The following is an 18,205-nucleotide window of genomic DNA, read 5'->3' as shown; positions in this document are numbered from 1 at the left end:
AGCGGTCCGCCCCCTTTCCTACATCTGGAGCACTAAGCAAATGCCGGCAGCGTTCACCGCTATCGGAGCCCTGCCATGCCGCTGATCGATTCGCTTATCGCGCCCATCGCTTCCATCATAGACAAAGTGATTCCCGACCCCGCCACGCGGGAAAAAGCCAAGCTGGAGCTGCTGAAGCTGGAGGGATCACAGGAGCTCGAAACCGTTCGCACCCGCTTGTCCGCCATCGTCAGCGAGGCACAATCTCCAGATCCATGGACCAGCAGGGCACGCCCCAGCTTTCTTTATGTCATGTATATTCTGCTGCTTTGGGCACTGCCGATGGGCATTCTGGCCGCCTTCAACCCCCAGGCCGCGCAAGATATTGCCCGCGGCATGAATGCCTATCTCAACGGTTTGCCGGAACCACTCTATGCTCTCTTTGGTACTGGTTACCTGGGCTATACGGCCGCTCGCCAATGGGGGAAGATCAAGGGCGCAGGGTAATACCCTCACGTCTTTTTTGCTCTTCCACTCCCTTGGCGTTATGGCACCCGCAAACGCCAAGGGAGTTACAATGTCCGAGACTATTTACGTTCTCAACGGTCCGAATCTCAACATGCTGGGGATTCGTGAGCCAGAAATCTACGGCGATGAATCGCTGGACGATATTGCCGCATCACTGGAAGGCAAAGCCAAGTCGCTCGATTTTGAGCTGGAGATTCGCCAGTCCAACCATGAGGGACACCTGATCGATTGGCTGCATGAAGCACAGAATGAAAACGCCAAGGCGATCATTCTGAATGCCGGCGCCCTCACCCATACCAGCCTCGGCCTTTATGATGCGATCCGATCGATCCGCACGCCGGTGATCGAGGTGCATCTTTCCAATCCGCATGCTCGTGAAAGCTACCGCCACAAAAGCTTTGTAGGCATGGCCGCACATGGTTCGATCGCAGGCTTCGGATCCTTCGGTTATGAACTGGCATTGGATGCTGCAAAACAACTGTAATGTGGTTCAACTATGGGCGACCCCTTGCCTTGTGCGCTCACCGGACGCATAGCGCCTTTCAATAATCGACCACCGCGAGGACATAATGGCCGACATAAAAGGCAAGACCGGACGTGATTCCGGCATGAAAATCGACAGCGACCTGGTTCGCGAACTGGCAGAAATGCTGGCTGAAACCGGCCTCACCGAAATTGAGGTTGAGGACGGCGAACGCAAAATACGCGTGGCACGCGGCACATTGGCGGCGGCAGCTCCGGCTCCGATGGCACCCGCGCCAGCCCCCGCTCCGGCACCAACTGCAGGGGAAAGTCCTGCAGAACCGGCTGTAGCAGACAACGCCAATGCAATTAAGTCGCCCATGGTCGGCACGGTCTATCTGGCCGCCGATCCGGAATCCCCGAACTTCGTGAAAGTCGGCGATAGCGTTAAGGCCGGTGACACACTGCTGATCGTTGAAGCGATGAAGGTGATGAATCCCATCACCGCCACCGCCTCTGGCACGGTGAGGCAGGTTCTGGTCGAAAATGCGCAGCCGGTCGAATTCGACCAGCCGCTTGTCGTGGTAGACTGATCGCATGACCATTTCCCGCCTGCTGATCGCCAATCGCGGCGAAATCGCCTTGCGAATTCATCGCGCCGCGCATGAAATGGGCATCGAAACAGTGGCGGTCCATTCGACCGCCGATACTGATGCAATGCATGTCCGGCTCGCCGATCATGCCATCTGCATCGGGCCGCCTGCCGCCAAGGACAGCTATCTGAATCAGGCTGCGATCATTTCTGCGGCGGAGATTTCCGGCGCGGATGCGATCCATCCCGGTTACGGCTTCCTGTCTGAAAATGCGCAATTCGCCGAAATCGTCGAAGCGCATGACATTGCCTGGATCGGCCCCAAGCCGGAACATATCCGGACGATGGGAGACAAGGTCGCGGCGAAGAAAACCGCCGGGGCGCTTGGCCTTCCGCTGGTTCCGGGGTCTGACGGTGCAGTGTACACGACCGAAGAAGCCGCCCGGGTGGCGGAAGAAATCGGTTACCCAGTCCTGGTCAAAGCGGCTTCGGGTGGTGGTGGCCGCGGAATGAAGGTCATTCCGTCACGCGACCAGCTTGAAACTCTGGTTTCACAGGCCAAGAGCGAAGCCAAGGCTGCTTTTGGTGATGACACGGTTTATATCGAGAAATATCTCGGCAATCCGCGTCATATCGAATTCCAGGTTTTTGGCGATGGCAATGGCAATGCTATCCATCTTGGTGAGCGCGATTGTTCACTACAGCGTCGCCACCAGAAAGTTCTGGAAGAGGCCCCCTCCCCCGTTCTCGGTCAGGAAGATCGTGAGCGGATGGGCGGTATTGTGGCCAAGGCGATGGCCGAAATGGGCTATCGCGGTGCTGGCACGATCGAATTTCTGTGGGAAAATGGCGAGTTCTATTTCATCGAAATGAACACCCGCCTGCAGGTCGAACATCCTGTGACCGAAGCGATCACCGGGGTCGATCTGGTGCGTGAACAGATTCGTGTGGCCGACGGCAAGCCGCTCTCGATCAAGCAGGATGAGATCGAGTTCAAAGGGCATGCGATCGAATGCCGCATCAATGCGGAAGATCCATTCAACTTCGCACCTTCTCCGGGCAAAATCACTACATATCATGCCCCAGGCGGCATGCATGTGCGCGTCGATAGCGGGCTCTATGCCGGCTATTCTATCCCGCCTTATTACGATTCCATGATCGCCAAGCTGATCGTTTATGGCCGTACCCGCGAAGGGTGTATTATGCGGCTGAAACGGGCCTTGGATGAAATGGTTGTCGAAGGCGTGAAGACGTCAATCCCACTTCATTGTGCCTTGCTCGAGGAGCCAGACATTCTGAATGGTGATTATTCGATCAAATGGCTTGAAGAATGGCTTGAAAAGCGCGGCAGCTGATAAAGCCCGCCACGCCTAAAGCCTCAATTTTCAGATAGAATAAACGCCAGGCGTTCCGTTATCCCAACGGGACGCCTGGTGTGTATTTGGATGTCCGGATCGTCAGCGATGTCTTGACGCTGGCCACATTGGGCGTCGGCGTCAGCTTGCTGGTGAGAAATTCCTGAAAGCTCTGAAGATCCTGGCTTACGACTTTCAGAATAAAGTCGATTTCGCCATTCAACATGTGGCACTCACGAACTTCCGGCAGAGTTTTGATATGCTCTTCGAAGAAGCGCAGGTCTTCCTCTGCCTGGCTTTTCAGACTGACCATCGCAAAAACGGTGATCGCAAAGCCCAGTTTCGATGCATCCAGATCAGCATGATAGCCGCGGATGACCCCTTCTTCTTCCAATGCCCGCACCCGGCGGAGACAAGGCGGGGCCGTTAGCCCCACCCTCTGCGCGAGTTCGACATTGGTGACACGCCCCTCTGCCTGCAATTCTGCCAGCAAACGACGATCAATCTTGTCCAGAGTTGCCATGAATCCAGCCCCGATTGCGGAATACCCCATTTAGCTTACTCAAACCGGAAACTTCACAATGGCCGGAGTTCGCTATTCGGAAATTTTATTATCTATGACGGCAATTGTCCCGCTTTGCAACGCGGGAAAAAGGAAGCTACGCGCCGAGCAACAGCCAGCTATGACAATTCATCCGGCCAATTCGCCCTATTTCGCCATTTATCGGAGATCAAATGCTGTTTGACGATCGCCTTGTTACCGTATTGCGCCAGCGCGCAGGCGGTGAACTGGCGACCAAAACGCAATATCGGCAGCTGATCGACCTACTGGGAAGCGCCAGTCGGGCCGTCGATCCGATTCTGCGTGATGCGGCCTTCGTAAAGCTGACCGAATTGGGTGACGCCGTGCCTGCGTCGCAGCAAGCGGAAATTTTGCGCGAACCCGGCACACGATTGCGCGATCCCGCTCTCATCATGTGGCTTGCCCAGCGTGCACCTAAAGTCGCGGCATCCGCAATGGCCGGCGCGCGGCTGACAGAAGCCGAATGGCTTAACATTATTCCCAGTCTGCCGGTAATCGCGCGCGGCTTCCTGCGGCACCGGCAGGATTTGTCAGAAAATGCTCGCCATGTTCTGGCCCAGCTTGGAGTGGAAGACCTGCTTCTCCCCGAACCGGACATGCAGCTCGCGCCGTCTTCACAGCAAGCGGACAGCACTGTTGGCGCTACCGATTCCAGCAAAGTTGGTGAAGCATCCGAAGCCGATGATACCCCGGCTCAAACAGGTGATGATCCGCGCAATAGGGTCCGGCGCCCGCATGCCAGCCAGCCCGTTTCGTCGCTGATCGAGAGAATCGAAGCTGTCCGTCAGCAACGCGCCATGGCACAAACCGATGCTGCTGCCGCCACACCGGTGCATCAACCGCCCGAAGCTACTGCCGCGCCGTCCTCTGAATTGAACGCCTTCACAGTACCGCTGAGCTTCATCGCCTGCACCGACCGTGATGGACGAATAGAAGCCGCAACGCCGATGAATATCGCGCCGCTTCTGTTTGGGCTCACCTTCAGCAGCCAGAATGAAAACGCACCGGCAAGCCTTCCCGATGCGGCAATCATGGCCATGCGATTGCGTCAACCGCTCTGCGATGCGGCATTAACGCTGGACGGTCTGGGCCAACTGGATGGGATTTGGCTGCTGCAGGGCGCACCTCTCTTTGACTCACAAGATGGCCAGTTTCGGGGGTATTCCTTACGTGCGACACGTTTGTCCGACGCAGCTTGTGCAGCTCGTTTCGATGGCAGTGCCAAGGTTCAGACAGATCATCCCAGCGACCGGATGCGGCAAATATTGCATGAATTGCGCACCCCGGTGAATGCAATCCAGGGATTTGCTGAAATCATCCAGCAACAGCTTTTCGGTCCTGCCCCGAACGAATATCGTGCCCTTTCTGCAGCCATAGCCGTCGATGCGGCCAGGCTAATGGCCGGGTTCGACGAATTGGACCGGCTTGCGCGGTTGGAAACCGGCGCGCTCGAACTGACTGAGGGTAACTGCGACCTTCCCCATATTATCGAAAACATGCTGCACCGGCTGACGGGTGCCCTGCGCCCGCGCAACGCACGCATCGTGCTGCTCGGCGATCGGGATGATGTGCTGATCCCTCATAGTGCCAGTGACGTCATCGGCATGATCTGGCGGATATTGGCAACTCTTGCAGGAACGATGGCGCCTGCTGAAAGCCTTCAGATCACGCTGGAAAAGCAAATTGATACTGTGCGCATCTCAATAGAGTTGCCGCTCGCCATTATCGATAAGGGCGATATCTTCGAAGCAGCTCAACCTGCGAAAGCCCCCTCTCTGTCAGCCGGAATGTTCGGAACCGGCTTTTCCATCAGACTGGCGCGCGCCGAAGCGAAGGCGATGGGCGGATCGCTGAGACAGCAAGACAACCAGCTGTGGGTTACCCTGCCGCGCTTGACCGAGAACCCTTCACACAATAGCACTCAGGAAGAACAATCAAAACACACTGCCTGACTGTGGGAGCAGCATGAAAAGCACGCCAGTCCGCAACGGCAACCAGCATCACCGGTTTGAAAAGGCGTGCTTTCCCAAAGATTTTGGGCCTCATTTCCTGATTACCGTCGACACTGAAGAAGAATTCGACTGGGCAGCCCCCTTCGCCCGCGACGCCTATCGCCTCGAACAGTTTCCCCAGCTCGCTCGGTTTCAGGAATTTTGCGAGTATGAGAATGTCGCGCCCATCTATCTGGTGGACTGGCCGATTTCCCACAGCGATGAAGCTGCAGAGATACTCAGCCCCGCGTTGCAAGCTGGCCGCGCAGAAATTGGCATTCAGCTTCACCCATGGGTAAATCCACCCTTTGAAGAAGCGGTCACGCGCTACAATTCCTTCGCCGGAAATCTGCCCGCCGCACTGGAGCAGGCCAAGCTCGAAAACCTGATCGAGGCGATCGAGACCAAACTGGGCGCGAAGCCCATTATTTATCGCGCGGGCCGCTATGGCTTCGGGGAAAACACAATCGATGCGCTGACCGCGAATGGCGTGACGATCGACACATCCATCCGCCCGCATTTCGATTACAGCCATGATGGCGGGCCGGATTACAGGAATTATCCTTCCCATCCGTTCTGGCTGAATGAAGACCATTCCCTGCTCGAGCTTCCGCTTACCAGTGTATTCTGGGGTATGTTGCGAAAGCAGGGGCCGGTACTTCATCCTTTGGCGGAGCGGTTTCCGCTGCTTGGCGGCGCGATGTCACGCCTGGCCTTGCTGGAGCGCATACCGCTTACCCCTGAAGGCATTACGGCCGATGAAGCGATTCGCGCGATTGATATGGCGCTGGATGAGGAATTGCCGCTGCTGGTGTTTGCTTTCCACAGCTCTTCCTTGCTTCCCGGATCGACCAGCTACATTTCCAATGAACGCGATCTGGAGCATTTTTATGGCTGGTGGCGGCGGATTTTCGCATATCTGGAACAGCGGAACGTCACTCCCTGCAGCTTAAGCGAAATTACCGATGCTGTTTTGCGATAGGCGGGTTGCCAGTTGCCCCCGGCCAAGCTAGGCAGCGGCTGCGCATCGCGGCAACAGGGCCTGTAGCTCAGTTGGTTAGAGCTGGCCGCTCATAACGGCTAGGTCGCGGGTTCGAATCCTGCCGGGCCCACCACCGTGATCGCACGCAGCCCGGATTATTCCGGGAGGTCGGGGAGTAGCGCAGCCTGGTAGCGCATCTGTTTTGGGAACAGAGGGTCGCAGGTTCGAATCCTGTCTCCCCGACCACTTCGCTCTTGTGAGCATTTCATGGCAATAATCACGGCATTTTAAGAACCGATATGGTTTGCGCCGGATATTGCCAAATCCGCGCTTCAGTGCTGATTGCGCCAATCGCAGAGATTCAAAGAGAGTAAGCCATGTCAGCCAGCACCTTTTATCCCATCGGAACACCGGGGCAGCCATGGGGAGCAAAGGAAGTCGATCAGTGGCGGGCGCGCCAGTCGCGTCAGCGCCGCTATGATGAGCAGGTCCTGCCGCGTATCGAGGCGCTGGCGGACCGCTTCGACCTGATCAATTATGGCGAACTCGATTATAATGGTGAGCGATTTCCGCTCTACGCCCTGCATAATGGCCCACGTGACGAATCACTGCCGCATGCGCTGATTACCGGCGGCGTTCATGGCTATGAAACCAGCGGCGTGATGGGCGCGCTGGATTTTCTCGAAAACCACGCCACCGATTATAGCGGCAAGGTCAATCTGCTGGTGGCACCTTGCGTCAGCCCATGGGCATTTGAGCGCATTAATCGCTGGAATTACAATGCGCAGGACCCCAATCGCAGCTTCTTCGAAAACAGCGGCGTTGCGGAAGCGAACGCGCTGATGAAGCTGGTTTCATCACAGCCTGCACCTTTTCTCCTGCATATCGATCTGCATGAAACCACAGACAGTGATGAAAGTGAGTTTCGCCCCGCGCTGTCAGCGCGCGATGGGACCGAATACGAACCCGACATCATTCCCGACGGGTTCTATCTGGTGGATGATAGCGAAAATCCGCAGCCAGAATTCCAGCAGGCGATTATCGCAGCGGTCGAGAAAGTCACGCATATCGCCCCCTCTGATGATCAAGGGAAGATCATCGGCACACCGGCTGTGTCGCGCGGGATAATCGAATACCCGTCGGCGAAATATGCCATGTGCGCATCGGTTTCCGGTGCCCGCTTCACGACCACGACCGAAGTCTATCCTGACAGCCCGAAAGCGACGCCAAAACAATGCAACGCCGCGCAAGTTGCCGCCGTGTGTGCTGCGCTCGACTATGCGCTACAAAATAGCTGAGGGGTTTTGTCGCTTAGCTGCGTCACACTGAGAGGCGGAGGCAAAACGAGGCAATTGTAGGAATTCCGGGGCGATTGATCACGCCTTAGCCGATATCGTCCCTGCCACTCTCGGTAGAAGCCGCAATTTCTGTCGCGACGTCATCATTCTCGGCTGGGCTGGCATTGTAGATAAATCCGTAAAGCGGATTATGGCGCGCGCCCAACGCATGGCTCGGACCGTACCAGACGCGCACTTCACTCCAGTCGCCATCCTCGGAGACATCTTCCGCTAGAACATTCTCTTCGATCCTGCCCGGTGAAGACCAATTGGCATGGCCGATACGAACGTGGCGTTCATCCAGAATATCGCGCACCACGGCAACATGACCGAGGGGCATCGCCCGCGTAGGGGCAAATGCCATGACCGCGCCGACCTCCGGTTCCTGACCGCGCTGAAATTTACCCTCTGCCTTACCCCACCAGGTCCGCGCATTCCCATGGATAGAAATGCCCGACTGCTCACGCGCATAGGGCACGCATTGCAAAGGCGATGCGGCCGCAGGGGAGGCTATCACGCCACTGAACGCCATACAGGCTGCAATACTCATCACGGTCGCTTTACCGCGCGCCGACCACTTTCCTGCAAGCTTAATCATCGGGTGACTCCAGAACCGAACCGGGGCCTTTGTTACATCATCTCATTACATTGAGAAGGCCAGGTTCCACCTTTGGCCGCACCGCTTGTTCATCTCACCGCAAAGTTTAATTATACTGGAACAGACAAATTTTCAGTGTGGCAGATCGGAAAATCCAACCTTGGCTGCGCTTTCCATAACCGCTCCGCGAAGCGCCATTGCGGATCGTCGATCTATGCCATGTATGCTCATCTTGCCGCCGGCCAGACCGAAATGCAGATCGGCATAATTCAGCATTCGCCCAAAGGGACCCTGCGTAATTTCCGCAGATTGCAGCTTTATCCGGGCGGCGATGGACAGTTCAGGCGTCAGCAGCCCCTCACGCAGATAGATTTGCCGGTCATCACAGGCCCAACGCGTGCGCCGCCACGCAATCGCATTGCCGATCAAATTCAGCCCGGAGCCGATGAGGCCAATCGCGGCCCCCAACCATAGGTCGAATTCCAGCCACGCCCCGATGGCGAGCGCCAAAATTGGCACCATCAAAAGCGATCCGCGCATGATCCAGTGTTTCGGCGACGGGAAATGCCATTTCAACGCGTCCGATGGCGGTGTCTGCCCGGCTTCGCGAATGATCGGGTCCAATTCCGCAAGGCGGGCCAGTGGAGCGACATCATGGCTGGCTGAACGGGTATCCTGCGCCAAACTGACAAATCGCAGCGAATACCAGCCGAACAGCCGACGGATCATGCCGGTGCGAATTTGCACAGCCTGCACACGGTGAATGGGCATAACCACATCCGTGCGGGTGAGCAGACCCCGGCGGCGGCGAAAACCTTTGGCCGTACGATCAAGCCGGAAGCCCCAATCTCTCGCGAAAATTCTGATGATCCCCGTCGCGAACCCAGCCAGGGACAGCGACCCGAGCGCAAGCGCCACGAGCAAGACCTGTGCGAACGGTCCCCAACCGCTCAGCATTTCCTGCTGATTTTCTGCTAGTCCCCGCCAATTATCCGGCTCCCAGAGATCGAATGGCAGCATGAATTCAAGCTGCTGCGCCAGTCCGAAGAGCAAGGCGAAAGCAATGAGCGAGAACTCGAACACCCCCAAGGTCAGCAAACGCAGCGGCCCCATGGAAAAAAGCAGGCGGTCCTGCGCAGCCGGCCGCTCCACTGCATCTGCGGACTGGGCCATATTGCCAGTGGGATCGCCCTCAGGATCAGCGTTGGGTAAAGCCCCCTCATCCCGCCTCGCCCGCACCAGTTCACGCAAACGGGCACCTTCCTGAAGTGTAACGTAGGACAGCGCCATTTCGTCTTTTCCGCCAGCGCCGGTTTCAAACCGCACCGTGGCTAGACCCAGCAGTCTAGGTAAAAACTTCTCCTCCAGACTGACGTCCTGAATACGTTCAAAAGGAACCGAACGAGCCTCACGCGAAAAAATGCCGCTCTCGAGCCGAATATCCTCCGCGCCGACAAAATATTCGCGTCGTATCCAGCCCAGCCAGGCGGTGCCGACATTGAATGCAATGATAACAACAGCCGCGCCGACAACCAGAGCCGGGCCTCTATCGACAAAGGCCCGGCTGCCGAAAAAAGCCGCGACAATCGGCAGGATTGCCTGACGCATATCCTCTATGGCCCGCACGATCAGCCCGAGCGGATGGGTGCGCTGTCCTGCACCTTCGGGAATTCCGCGCTCTTCGCTCACATCATCTCGCGCTTGATATGCTGCCGAATGGTTTCACGCATTGCCTCTGCATCCTCCTGCGCCAGACCGGGCAGCGTGATCGAGGCATTATGCGTGCCGGCCGTATGCAGGATAAGCGTTGCCAGTCCAAGGAAGCGTTCCAGCGGCCCTCGCGTCAGATCAATATGCTGAACGCGGCCAAAGGGCACCACCGTATCCGAGTAGAACAGGAATCCCTTGACGATACGCAGCCGATCCGCACCCATGTTATATCCACGGTGGCTGAAGCGGCGCAAAGGCACGCGCCACAGGACAATGGCCCCAACAATCAGAACAAGTAAGAGCGGCAGCCAGCGCAAGGCTTCCAGAGTTTCACCCAGAAATACGGCACCTGCCAGCAGGGGCACCAGCACGACCAGCGAATGAGCCCGCAATATCCAGATATAATTCGGGTCGAGCCGCGTCAGCGCAGGTTCCGCAATAGCCGGAGCCGCTGCCGCCGTGCCCCCGTCCTGATCCATCAGTTCGAGCTCTTTATCGGCTGGTCTTCATTCGCCAGAATACCGACCACTTGTGTCCAGACGGCGACATTCTGCCGCAATTGTGCCGGATCGATCTTGTCCAGCGTATCATCAGGCGTGTGGTGCAGATCGAAATAATGGGTGCCATCCTGTGCCAGATCCACATGCCCCGCCTTCTGCTCGCCGATTATGACCAGATCTGCGCCGTCATGTGCTTCCTCATCCGATCCTTCGACTCCGAAGCGGGCAACCGCCCTTACCAGTCTGTCATGCAGAGCGGCGTTTTCAGCGGCAAAATTGGTCCGCAACTGCCAGATGCGATCCGCTCCGAAATCGCTTTCCAGCCCCACGGCGATCGGATCGTCCGCATGGGCCTTGGCATAGGCTCGCCCGCCCCAGAGGCCTGTTTCTTCCGCTCCGGCAAACAGCAGGCGGATCGTGCGCAGCGGCGTGCCGGTGGCGGCCACATTTTTCGCAGCGGCAGCAGCGATACCGCAGCCCACGCCATCGTCGATCGCACCGGTTCCAAGGTCCCAGCTATCGAGATGGCAAGCGAGCAGCACCGGCGGAAGCGAGAGATCGCTTCCGGGAATCTCCGCGAGGACATTGCCGCTTTCGGTTTGCCCCAGATTGCGCGGTGTCAGGGTCAGCTTCATCGTCACCTGCGGCGCGCGCTCCAGCATCCGCACAAGATTGTCGGCATCGGGGTTGGACAGCGCCGCCGCCGGAACCGGCTCCACGCCCTCGGCAAAGGTGGTTCCTCCCGTATGCGGTGTGCGGTGGTTGTCGGTTCCTATCGAACGGATAACCACCGCGATCGCACCCTTGCTGGCTGCCAATGAAGGGCCGGTCCAGCGTGCCGGTCCGGCAAAGCCATAGCCCGATCCATCCTGCGTGGGTTTCATGTGATGATTGATAAAAGCAATCTTGCCCGTGAGGCTGCCAGCGGGCGCATCCATAAGATCGGCATAGGAATCGAAGCCGACAACTTCCGCTTTCACACCATCCGGCCCGGTTGAGGCAGAATTACCCAGGGCGACAAGCGTCATCGGCTGCGCAAAGGGGCTGATAATCTCGGCCTTTTCCTCCCCGCGAACCCATGTATTCATCATGAAGGGCTCCACCTGCACATCGGAGAACCCCTGTTGCTTCAGCCATTGGACAGCCCAGGCCCGGCCGCGCGCTTCGGCTTCCGTTCCGGCCTGGCGGGGGCCGACTTCGGTTGTCAGCCCTTCGACGAAATTCCAGGCGTAATCATCCGATTCAAGCGCGCTATCGGCCTGATCCGCTAGGGATGGAGCCGTTGGCTGAGCCAGAACAGGCGAGACGGAAAGTGCCGCTGCGAAAAATGTGGCAGCACCAGCGAGCAAGAGAGAATGTGATTTCATGAAGGTGACGCTAACACCGCTCACGATCTTGCCAATAGCAAAATACGCGCCTGCATTTCGCGGGCGCTTGCCCCGAAGCGCTTCGCGCCTTATCTGCGGGGCAACCTCACAGACATATTAGATCCTATCCGAAGGACGACGAATGGCCGCCCAATACGCATATGTCATGAAAAACATGACCAAAACCTTCCCCGGCGCACAGAAGCCGGTGTTGTCGGACATCAATCTGCAATTCTATCAGGGTGCCAAAATCGGCATCGTGGGGCCCAATGGCGTGGGTAAATCTACGCTGATGAAAATCATGGGCGGAATCGATACCGATTTCACCGGTGAAGCATGGGCCGGTGAAAACATCACCGTTGGCTATCTGGCTCAGGAACCAGAATTGGACCCGACCAAGACCGTGCTGGAAAACGTCAAGGACGGTGCACGCGAAACAGCCGATATGGTCGAACGTTTCAATGCCATCTCTGCCGAAATGGGCGATCCTCAGGATGATACCGATTTCGATGCGCTGATGGAGGAAATGGGCGAGCTGCAGGGCAAGATCGATGCCGTGGATGGCTGGTCACTCGACAGTCAGCTGGAACTGGCGATGGAAGCGCTCCGCTGCCCTCCATCTGACTCTTCGGTGGAAACCCTCTCCGGTGGTGAAAAGCGCCGCGTCGCGCTCACGCGCCTGCTGATCCAGAAGCCTTCCATTCTGTTGCTCGACGAACCGACCAACCACCTCGATGCTGAAAGCGTCAACTGGCTGGAAAATCACCTGAAGGAATATGCTGGCGCGGTTCTGATGATCACCCATGACCGCTACTTCCTCGACAATGTGGTGGGCTGGATTCTTGAACTCGATCGCGGGAAATACTTCCCGTATGAAGGCAATTATTCCACCTATCTGGAAAAGAAAGCCCAGCGCCTCGGCCAGGAAGAGCGCGAGGAATCAGGCCGCCAGAAATCGCTCAAGGAAGAGCTGGAATGGATCAGGCAGAGCCCGAAGGCTCGCCAGACCAAGAGCAAGGCCCGTATCCGCAAGTTCGAACAGTTGCAGGATGCGCAGAGCGATCGCAAACCCGGCAAGGCGCAGATCGTCATTCAGGTTCCTGAACGTCTGGGTGGCAAGGTTATCGAAGCCAAGAACCTGACCATGAGTTTCGGCGACAAGCTGCTGTTTGAAGACCTGTCCTTCATGCTCCCGCCGGGCGGTATTGTCGGCGTGATCGGGCCGAACGGCGCGGGTAAGTCCACCTTGTTCAAGCTCATCACCGGCAAGGAACAAGCCGATAGCGGGTCCATCGAGATCGGCGATACAGTGCATCTTGGTTATGTCGATCAGAGCCGCGGCGATCTGAACCCCAAGAATAATGTGTGGGAAGAAATCTCCGACGGGCTGGATTACATGCAGGTCAATGGCCACGACATGTCGACGCGCGCCTATGTCGGCGCCTTCAACTTCAAGGGTCAGGATCAGCAGAAGAATGTCGGCAAGCTCTCTGGTGGTGAACGCAACCGCGTCCACATGGCCAAGATGCTGAAAGAAGGCGGCAATGTGCTGCTGCTTGACGAACCGACCAACGATCTTGACGTTGAAACACTGGCAGCTCTGGAAGATGCGATCGAGAACTTCGCCGGTTGCGCAGTGGTCATCTCGCATGACCGCTTCTTCCTTGACCGTCTCGCCACGCATATTCTGGCATTCGAGGGCAATAGCCACGTCGAATGGTTCGAAGGTAACTTTGCCGATTATGAAGAAGACAAGCGCCGCCGCCTGGGTGATGCAGCGGATCGTCCGACTGCATTGTCATACAAAAAGCTGACGCGCGACTGATCTGCTTACATTTATTGATCAAAAAAAAAAGGCCGCTGGGAGCAATCCCGGCGGCCTTTTTATTTGCCAGATAAAATTTATTATATAGCCTCTAGTTATTCCTTCGAGTCGCTCCTCATATTTATTTAGAAGGAAGAACGATGAAGAAGATTTCTATTTTGTTGCTCGGATCGGCTATATTAGCGACATCAACACCATCTCAAGCTGCTCCGCCGACATGTTTCTACGCAGCATTGGACTATGCCGATGCGAGAGCTGAGAGATTCACGCAGGCCTGGGAGGATATTTTCTTTGCACGATTGGAGGAAACCGACTGCATGCAAGGTTCGATAGAATAAGGTGCTGTCCATTCGCGTTTACTGAATGATTCCGGGAATTTTTTGTCAGTGTAGGAATGCCGACTTATCTGCACCGGTAACTGTTATAGTTGAAAGGCCGCCGGGATCGCTCCCGGCGGCCTTTTCGGGTCTACATCTATCAGGCTTTGAGCCCTTGTGCAGGGTCTGGGCCGCCCGGACGCTTCTTGATGAAATCGCCGGCCAGTGCGTGATAGAGACGCTGCTTGCAAACAAGCCCCCCGGCCCAGTCTGCAATTAGGGCCGTCGCAAAGAGCGGCAGAATGGCGCCTGTGCTACCGGTTGTTTCACTGAGAATAATGACCGCCGTCAAAGGGGCCCGGACGACGCCGACGAAATACCCAGCCATACCCAGCAGGATGATGGCGCTGGCTTGTTCCGCCGGAAACAGCGGTGTCATCAGATTGCCAATACCGCCACCGACAGCGAGAGAAGGCGCAAAGATGCCGCCCGGGATACCGCTCGCACTCGTGGCGAGTGACGCAATGAATTTGGCCGGGCCAAAGAGATAGGTGCCCTCCGCACCCTCCAGCAAAGCGCGGGTGGGTTCATAGCCGGTTCCCCAACTGGCGCCGCCGGTGATGATGCCCAGAACTGCAACGATGATCCCGCATATCAACGCGGTGATGATCGGCCGTTTGCTGAGCAGTGGGCGCCAGCGGCCCTTGGGTCCGCTCAGCGCCAGGAACATGCGGGCAAAGCAACCACCCAGAATTCCGCCGATAAAGCCGGCCATCGGTGCAGCGATCAAGACAGTGTCGAGGGGCAGACTGGCGGACATTTCGCCAAAATAGACATAGCTTCCCGCCAGCCCCTGACTGGTCAGGCCGGCAATCATCACCGCGCCCATCACCAGCACGGCGACACGCTGTTCATAAGCGACCGCCAGCTCCTCGATCGCAAAAGCGATCCCCGCAAGCGGCGTATTGAAAGCTGCCGCCACACCCGCGGCACCGCCGGAAATCAGCACCCCGGGGGTTACCCTGGCGCCGAACAACCGGTGCATCTGCACCATGATCGCGCCGCCCAGCTGAACCGTTGGCCCTTCACGCCCGACCGACGCCCCGCCAAACAAAGCACCAAGGGTCAGAAAAATTTTCGCAATGCCGGCCTTGAGCGACAGCAATCCGCGCGCCGTTTCGCCATCCACATCGCGGCTGGCTGCGATGACCTGCGGAATACCCGATCCCCGCGCCTCAGGCGCTAGCGTGCGCGTGACGGATGCCAACACCACGAATAAGAGCGGAGTGAGGATGAGGGGGGCGTAAGGCTCTGCCGCCTGAATTCTGTTAAACTGATCCTGTACGAAATCCCCGGCCCATGCAAAAACAAGCGCGACCAGACCAATCATCAGCGCCCCTGCGAATGTCGCAACCCGTCGGCGCCAGTCATCCATCCGCTGGATGTCATTCGGAAGCGCTTTCGACAGGTGTTCAGCAAAATTTGGCAAGAGCTTCATGAACGCCCTCTAACCGTCAAGTCACGCCCGGTCCAGTGGCCAGCAACAGCGGGACTGTTCATATTTCATCTTATTAATATGAATATTAAGGTAAACAGTCGGTTCAGTGAACGGTCAGACAGGAATGCCTATCCAATGCTCCTACGCCGCACTGGCGGCTTTTGGACGGAGACACCGAAATGAAAATCGGATCATTCTTAAGGAATAGTGGGCTTGCCGCTATGGCCTTGGCTCTGACCCTGCCCTCTATACCTGCCCAGGCCGCGTCGCAAAGATCGGATCGGGAACGGTCCGTAAATAATCGCGGTGGACAGGCTGAAAGACGGGCCAATCGGGTTGAAAGACGCAGCGAAAGGCAAGCCAACCGGGTTGAGAGGCGCAGCGAAAGGCGTGCACAGCGCATTGAAAATCGCGGCGACCGCGCAGCGCAGCGTGCGGCCAATCGCGGAAATCAGCAACAGGCCCAGCGCATTGATCGCCGCAGCGAAAGGCGCGCGGACCGGGTTGAGCGAAACGGCGAACAACGTGCCCGATCGATAGAGCGGGGTTCACGCGACCGGCAGCGAGCCAATAATCGCGGCGAGCGCGCGCGCCAGCATCAGCAGCGCCAGACACAAAGGGCGGACCGTGATTCCCGCCAGCGCTATGAGCGCGAACGGCGGCAACGAATCGAACGAAACCAGCGCTACCGCGACAGACAACAAGCGGGCGACAGGCGCCAGCATCGCAATCGCTACGAGAATAGGCGGGATTACCGCGAGGCCAGGCGTGATCACCGCCGCTGGAACAGACAGTGGCGCCAGAACCAACGGTATAATTGGCACCGCTATCGCACGGCCCATCGTTCGGTATTCCGGCCAGGACGCTATTATTCGCCCTACCGGAATTATAATTACCGGCGTTTGAGCATCGGTTTCAGTCTGGATCGCTTGTTCTATTCGAACCGTTACTGGATCAACAACCCGTCATACTATCGTCTGCCGGACGTGTATGGCCCCTATCGCTGGGTACGGTATTATGACGATGTGTTGCTGGTCGATATCTATTCCGGTGAAGTGGTCGATGTGATTCACGACTTCTTCTGGTAAGATGAGCCAACCCTTTGAAAAAGGCCGCCGAAATATTCCGGCGGCCTTTTTTATGCGATGATGCAAGGGATCAGGCTTTGGGTGTCCCAAAAGGCAGCATGCGGTAAAGCTCGCCATTCCGGTCAATGAACTGATGTTTCAATGCACCCAGAATATGCAGTCCAACCAGCAGGATCAGCGCTGTGCCCATGGTCGCATGCACGCTGAAGATCAGGCCGCCAGCGTCGCGATCATTGGCCACCGGCAATGGGGGAAGCGTGAACAATCCGAACATGTCTATGCCGCCGCCAAAGGATGAACTGCCAATCCAGCCCAGCACAGGCAGGCTGATCAGTATAATATAGAACAAGGCATGCACGATCTTGGCCAGTATCACTTCCCACCCTTTCAGGGCAGCGGACATTGCCGGTTGGTCGTGCGTCAGACGCCAAATGATACGCAGGATGGTCAAGGCCAGGATCGTCATCCCCAGCGCCTTGTGAACATCCATTAGAGGACCGGCTTGATCACGGGGAAGTCCCTCTGCCTGCTGGGCCAGCTGCCAATTGGTGATGACTGCAATTGCGATCAGCCAATGCATGATCATTGCACCCAGTGAATAGCGAGACTTGGGCATAACATCTCCTTTTCCGGCCTCATGCCGATATGATGAACAGCAATCCAGCACAGGCCAGCCATTTGTTCAATCCCGACAGTGCAGACGAAATTTACCGGGCGCGCATTCTCCGTGATCAAAAACCAGGCTTGCAGAACCGGGGGCAGCCCGGATAGATCGCCCGCCATGCCACAAGATGTTACCCCCATCCCCGCCAAGGTCCCCGACAAATCCGCGCTGGCGCGCGTCGGTGCGCAGGTTCGCGCCCGGCTGCAGGCTAACCCGGCGGTGTATAAAATTCCCACCGATAAGGCGGAAATCTATGCGGTCGGTGACTTTCTGACGGAGGATGAATGCGCGAAATTGATCACCGAGATCGATAATGTGGCCCAACCTTCCGCAACCTTCAGCGAAGAGGCATCGGCATTCCGCACATCCTATTCGGGCAATGTGAATCCGCATGACGCCTTCATCAAACGGATTCAGCGACGGCTGGATGATCTGCTGGGCATAGACCCATCCTATGGTGAAACCGTGCAAGGCCAGCGTTACGAGGTCGGGCAGGAGTTCAAGTCACATTATGACTGGTTCCATCCTGAGGGGCATTATTGGGAAAATGAAGTGCGCCGCGGCGGTCAGCGTAGCATCACTGCCATGGTCTTCCTGAATGAAGTGGAAGAAGGCGGCACCACCGATTTCACCTATCTGGGCCTGTCCATCGATCCCAAGCCGGGTGCGTTGCTGATCTGGAACAATGCTGATGAACAGGGCGTGCCCAATGAATGGACGATGCATGCCGGGACGCCGGTTGCGCGCGGCGTCAAATATATCATCACGAAATGGTACCGCACCCGCTCCTGGCGTTAAGTGCCGGAGCGGATGCGGTTACGCATAATTC

Annotated in this window: 20 protein-coding genes and 2 tRNA genes; 13 read left to right on the top strand and 9 right to left on the bottom strand. The window is 57.1% G+C overall.

Going from position 1 to position 18,205, the window contains the following annotated elements; translation table 11 throughout:
* The first annotated feature begins 75 nt into the window (after positions 1 to 75).
* The 4 genes from GRI91_RS00810 (at position 76) to accC (ending at position 2,916) form a co-directional block, all read left to right on the top strand.
* Entirely contained in the window at positions 76 to 486 is a 411-nt protein-coding gene (locus GRI91_RS00810) for a holin family protein (protein ID WP_160734747.1), read from the top strand.
* A 70-nt stretch (positions 487 to 556) separates the two neighbouring features.
* Entirely contained in the window at positions 557 to 991 is a 435-nt protein-coding gene (gene aroQ / locus GRI91_RS00805) for a type II 3-dehydroquinate dehydratase (RefSeq protein WP_160734746.1), read from the top strand.
* Between the two features lie 85 nt (positions 992 to 1,076).
* Entirely contained in the window at positions 1,077 to 1,562 is a 486-nt protein-coding gene (gene accB, locus GRI91_RS00800) for an acetyl-CoA carboxylase biotin carboxyl carrier protein (protein ID WP_237437580.1), read from the top strand.
* A gap of 4 nt (positions 1,563 to 1,566) precedes the next feature.
* Complete coding sequence (gene accC, locus GRI91_RS00795; protein ID WP_160734745.1) at positions 1,567 to 2,916, top strand: acetyl-CoA carboxylase biotin carboxylase subunit; 1,350 nt, start codon at positions 1,567 to 1,569, stop codon at positions 2,914 to 2,916.
* Positions 2,917 to 2,974: 58 nt separating this feature from the next.
* Here accC and GRI91_RS00790 read toward each other — a convergent pair whose 3' ends face one another.
* Positions 2,975 to 3,439: an Lrp/AsnC family transcriptional regulator gene (locus GRI91_RS00790; RefSeq protein WP_160735309.1), complete on the bottom strand. Its 465-nt coding sequence runs from the start codon at positions 3,437 to 3,439 to the stop codon at positions 2,975 to 2,977.
* Between the two features lie 212 nt (positions 3,440 to 3,651).
* Between GRI91_RS00790 and GRI91_RS00785 the strand changes: the two genes are divergently transcribed.
* The 5 genes from GRI91_RS00785 to GRI91_RS00765 all read left to right on the top strand — a co-directional run bounded on the left by GRI91_RS00785 (position 3,652) and on the right by GRI91_RS00765 (position 7,770).
* Complete coding sequence (locus tag GRI91_RS00785; RefSeq protein WP_160734744.1) at positions 3,652 to 5,451, top strand: sensor histidine kinase; 1,800 nt, start codon at positions 3,652 to 3,654, stop codon at positions 5,449 to 5,451.
* A 13-nt stretch (positions 5,452 to 5,464) separates the two neighbouring features.
* A complete protein-coding gene (locus GRI91_RS00780) occupies positions 5,465 to 6,472 on the top strand; it encodes a polysaccharide deacetylase family protein (RefSeq protein WP_160734743.1) in 1,008 nt (335 codons plus the stop codon).
* Between the two features lie 56 nt (positions 6,473 to 6,528).
* Positions 6,529 to 6,605: transfer RNA gene (locus tag GRI91_RS00775), tRNA-Ile, on the top strand.
* A gap of 36 nt (positions 6,606 to 6,641) precedes the next feature.
* Positions 6,642 to 6,718: transfer RNA gene (locus GRI91_RS00770), tRNA-Pro, on the top strand.
* A gap of 131 nt (positions 6,719 to 6,849) precedes the next feature.
* Positions 6,850 to 7,770: a M14 family metallopeptidase gene (locus tag GRI91_RS00765; protein ID WP_160734742.1), complete on the top strand. Its 921-nt coding sequence runs from the start codon at positions 6,850 to 6,852 to the stop codon at positions 7,768 to 7,770.
* Between the two features lie 85 nt (positions 7,771 to 7,855).
* Here GRI91_RS00765 and GRI91_RS00760 read toward each other — a convergent pair whose 3' ends face one another.
* From GRI91_RS00760 to GRI91_RS00745, 4 genes are all read right to left on the bottom strand, one after another.
* Complete coding sequence (locus tag GRI91_RS00760) at positions 7,856 to 8,407, bottom strand: CHAP domain-containing protein (protein WP_237437579.1); 552 nt, start codon at positions 8,405 to 8,407, stop codon at positions 7,856 to 7,858.
* Between the two features lie 132 nt (positions 8,408 to 8,539).
* The gene (locus GRI91_RS00755) at positions 8,540 to 10,096 is read right to left on the bottom strand and encodes a PH domain-containing protein (protein WP_160734741.1); all 1,557 of its coding nucleotides are present in this window, start codon (positions 10,094 to 10,096) and stop codon (positions 8,540 to 8,542) included.
* Positions 10,093 to 10,596 (bottom strand): PH domain-containing protein, encoded by a 504-nt coding sequence (locus tag GRI91_RS00750; RefSeq protein WP_160734740.1) that lies wholly within the window; start codon positions 10,594 to 10,596, stop codon positions 10,093 to 10,095. The genes GRI91_RS00755 and GRI91_RS00750 overlap by 4 nt, the downstream gene beginning before the upstream one ends.
* The gene (locus GRI91_RS00745) at positions 10,596 to 11,984 is read right to left on the bottom strand and encodes a M28 family peptidase (protein ID WP_160734739.1); all 1,389 of its coding nucleotides are present in this window, start codon (positions 11,982 to 11,984) and stop codon (positions 10,596 to 10,598) included. The genes GRI91_RS00750 and GRI91_RS00745 overlap by 1 nt, the downstream gene beginning before the upstream one ends.
* A 142-nt stretch (positions 11,985 to 12,126) precedes the next feature.
* Between GRI91_RS00745 and ettA the strand changes: the two genes are divergently transcribed.
* Both ettA and GRI91_RS00735 read left to right on the top strand, forming a co-directional pair.
* Positions 12,127 to 13,809, top strand: a complete 1,683-nt coding sequence (gene ettA, locus GRI91_RS00740; RefSeq protein WP_160734738.1) for an energy-dependent translational throttle protein EttA — start codon at positions 12,127 to 12,129, stop codon at positions 13,807 to 13,809.
* Between the two features lie 140 nt (positions 13,810 to 13,949).
* Complete coding sequence (locus GRI91_RS00735) at positions 13,950 to 14,147, top strand: hypothetical protein (RefSeq protein WP_160734737.1); 198 nt, start codon at positions 13,950 to 13,952, stop codon at positions 14,145 to 14,147.
* Positions 14,148 to 14,286: 139 nt separating this feature from the next.
* Here the strand turns inward: GRI91_RS00735 and GRI91_RS00730 are convergent, their stop codons facing one another.
* The 3 genes from GRI91_RS00730 to GRI91_RS15945 all read right to left on the bottom strand — a co-directional run bounded on the left by GRI91_RS00730 (position 14,287) and on the right by GRI91_RS15945 (position 16,466).
* On the bottom strand, positions 14,287 to 15,624 hold the full coding sequence (locus tag GRI91_RS00730; protein WP_160734736.1) for a chloride channel protein: 1,338 nt from the start codon (positions 15,622 to 15,624) through the stop codon (positions 14,287 to 14,289).
* A gap of 197 nt (positions 15,625 to 15,821) precedes the next feature.
* Entirely contained in the window at positions 15,822 to 16,148 is a 327-nt protein-coding gene (locus GRI91_RS15950) for a hypothetical protein (protein ID WP_237437578.1), read from the bottom strand.
* 24 nt (positions 16,149 to 16,172) lie between these two features.
* Entirely contained in the window at positions 16,173 to 16,466 is a 294-nt protein-coding gene (locus GRI91_RS15945) for a hypothetical protein (protein WP_237437577.1), read from the bottom strand.
* Between the two features lie 60 nt (positions 16,467 to 16,526).
* Between GRI91_RS15945 and GRI91_RS15940 the strand changes: the two genes are divergently transcribed.
* Positions 16,527 to 16,712 carry an RcnB family protein gene (locus tag GRI91_RS15940; RefSeq protein ID WP_237437576.1) on the top strand — a complete coding sequence of 62 codons (186 nt, stop codon included), beginning with the start codon at positions 16,527 to 16,529 and terminating at the stop codon, positions 16,710 to 16,712.
* Positions 16,713 to 16,782: 70 nt separating this feature from the next.
* On the opposite strand, the gene GRI91_RS00720 is transcribed toward GRI91_RS15940, so the two are convergent.
* Complete coding sequence (locus tag GRI91_RS00720; RefSeq protein WP_160734734.1) at positions 16,783 to 17,328, bottom strand: cytochrome b; 546 nt, start codon at positions 17,326 to 17,328, stop codon at positions 16,783 to 16,785.
* A gap of 165 nt (positions 17,329 to 17,493) precedes the next feature.
* On the opposite strand from GRI91_RS00720, the gene GRI91_RS00715 reads away from it, so the two are divergent.
* Positions 17,494 to 18,174: a prolyl hydroxylase family protein gene (locus tag GRI91_RS00715; protein ID WP_160734733.1), complete on the top strand. Its 681-nt coding sequence runs from the start codon at positions 17,494 to 17,496 to the stop codon at positions 18,172 to 18,174.
* The last annotated feature ends 31 nt before the right edge of the window (positions 18,175 to 18,205 follow it).

Source organism: Altericroceibacterium endophyticum, from assembly GCF_009827595.1.
Taxonomy (GTDB): domain Bacteria; phylum Pseudomonadota; class Alphaproteobacteria; order Sphingomonadales; family Sphingomonadaceae; genus Altericroceibacterium; species Altericroceibacterium endophyticum.
Note: the sequence above shows the minus strand (reverse complement) of the source record. Positions and strands in the feature narration are given on the sequence as shown.

Coding starts and splice junctions, on each gene's coding strand:
- accB (WP_237437580.1), top strand. CDS start 1,077: ATGGCCGACATAAAAGGCAAGACCGGACGTGATTCCGGCATGAAAATC.
- GRI91_RS15945 (WP_237437577.1), bottom strand. CDS start 16,466: ATGGGCCGTGCGATAGCGGTGCCAATTATACCGTTGGTTCTGGCGCCA.
- GRI91_RS00730 (WP_160734736.1), bottom strand. CDS start 15,624: ATGAAGCTCTTGCCAAATTTTGCTGAACACCTGTCGAAAGCGCTTCCG.
- GRI91_RS00750 (WP_160734740.1), bottom strand. CDS start 10,596: ATGGATCAGGACGGGGGCACGGCGGCAGCGGCTCCGGCTATTGCGGAA.
- GRI91_RS00760 (WP_237437579.1), bottom strand. CDS start 8,407: ATGATTAAGCTTGCAGGAAAGTGGTCGGCGCGCGGTAAAGCGACCGTG.
- GRI91_RS00715 (WP_160734733.1), top strand. CDS start 17,494: ATGCCACAAGATGTTACCCCCATCCCCGCCAAGGTCCCCGACAAATCC.
- ettA (WP_160734738.1), top strand. CDS start 12,127: ATGGCCGCCCAATACGCATATGTCATGAAAAACATGACCAAAACCTTC.
- GRI91_RS00720 (WP_160734734.1), bottom strand. CDS start 17,328: ATGCCCAAGTCTCGCTATTCACTGGGTGCAATGATCATGCATTGGCTG.
- GRI91_RS00785 (WP_160734744.1), top strand. CDS start 3,652: ATGCTGTTTGACGATCGCCTTGTTACCGTATTGCGCCAGCGCGCAGGC.
- GRI91_RS00790 (WP_160735309.1), bottom strand. CDS start 3,439: ATGGCAACTCTGGACAAGATTGATCGTCGTTTGCTGGCAGAATTGCAG.
- accC (WP_160734745.1), top strand. CDS start 1,567: ATGACCATTTCCCGCCTGCTGATCGCCAATCGCGGCGAAATCGCCTTG.
- GRI91_RS00735 (WP_160734737.1), top strand. CDS start 13,950: ATGAAGAAGATTTCTATTTTGTTGCTCGGATCGGCTATATTAGCGACA.
- GRI91_RS00810 (WP_160734747.1), top strand. CDS start 76: ATGCCGCTGATCGATTCGCTTATCGCGCCCATCGCTTCCATCATAGAC.
- GRI91_RS00745 (WP_160734739.1), bottom strand. CDS start 11,984: ATGAAATCACATTCTCTCTTGCTCGCTGGTGCTGCCACATTTTTCGCA.
- aroQ (WP_160734746.1), top strand. CDS start 557: ATGTCCGAGACTATTTACGTTCTCAACGGTCCGAATCTCAACATGCTG.
- GRI91_RS00780 (WP_160734743.1), top strand. CDS start 5,465: ATGAAAAGCACGCCAGTCCGCAACGGCAACCAGCATCACCGGTTTGAA.
- GRI91_RS00765 (WP_160734742.1), top strand. CDS start 6,850: ATGTCAGCCAGCACCTTTTATCCCATCGGAACACCGGGGCAGCCATGG.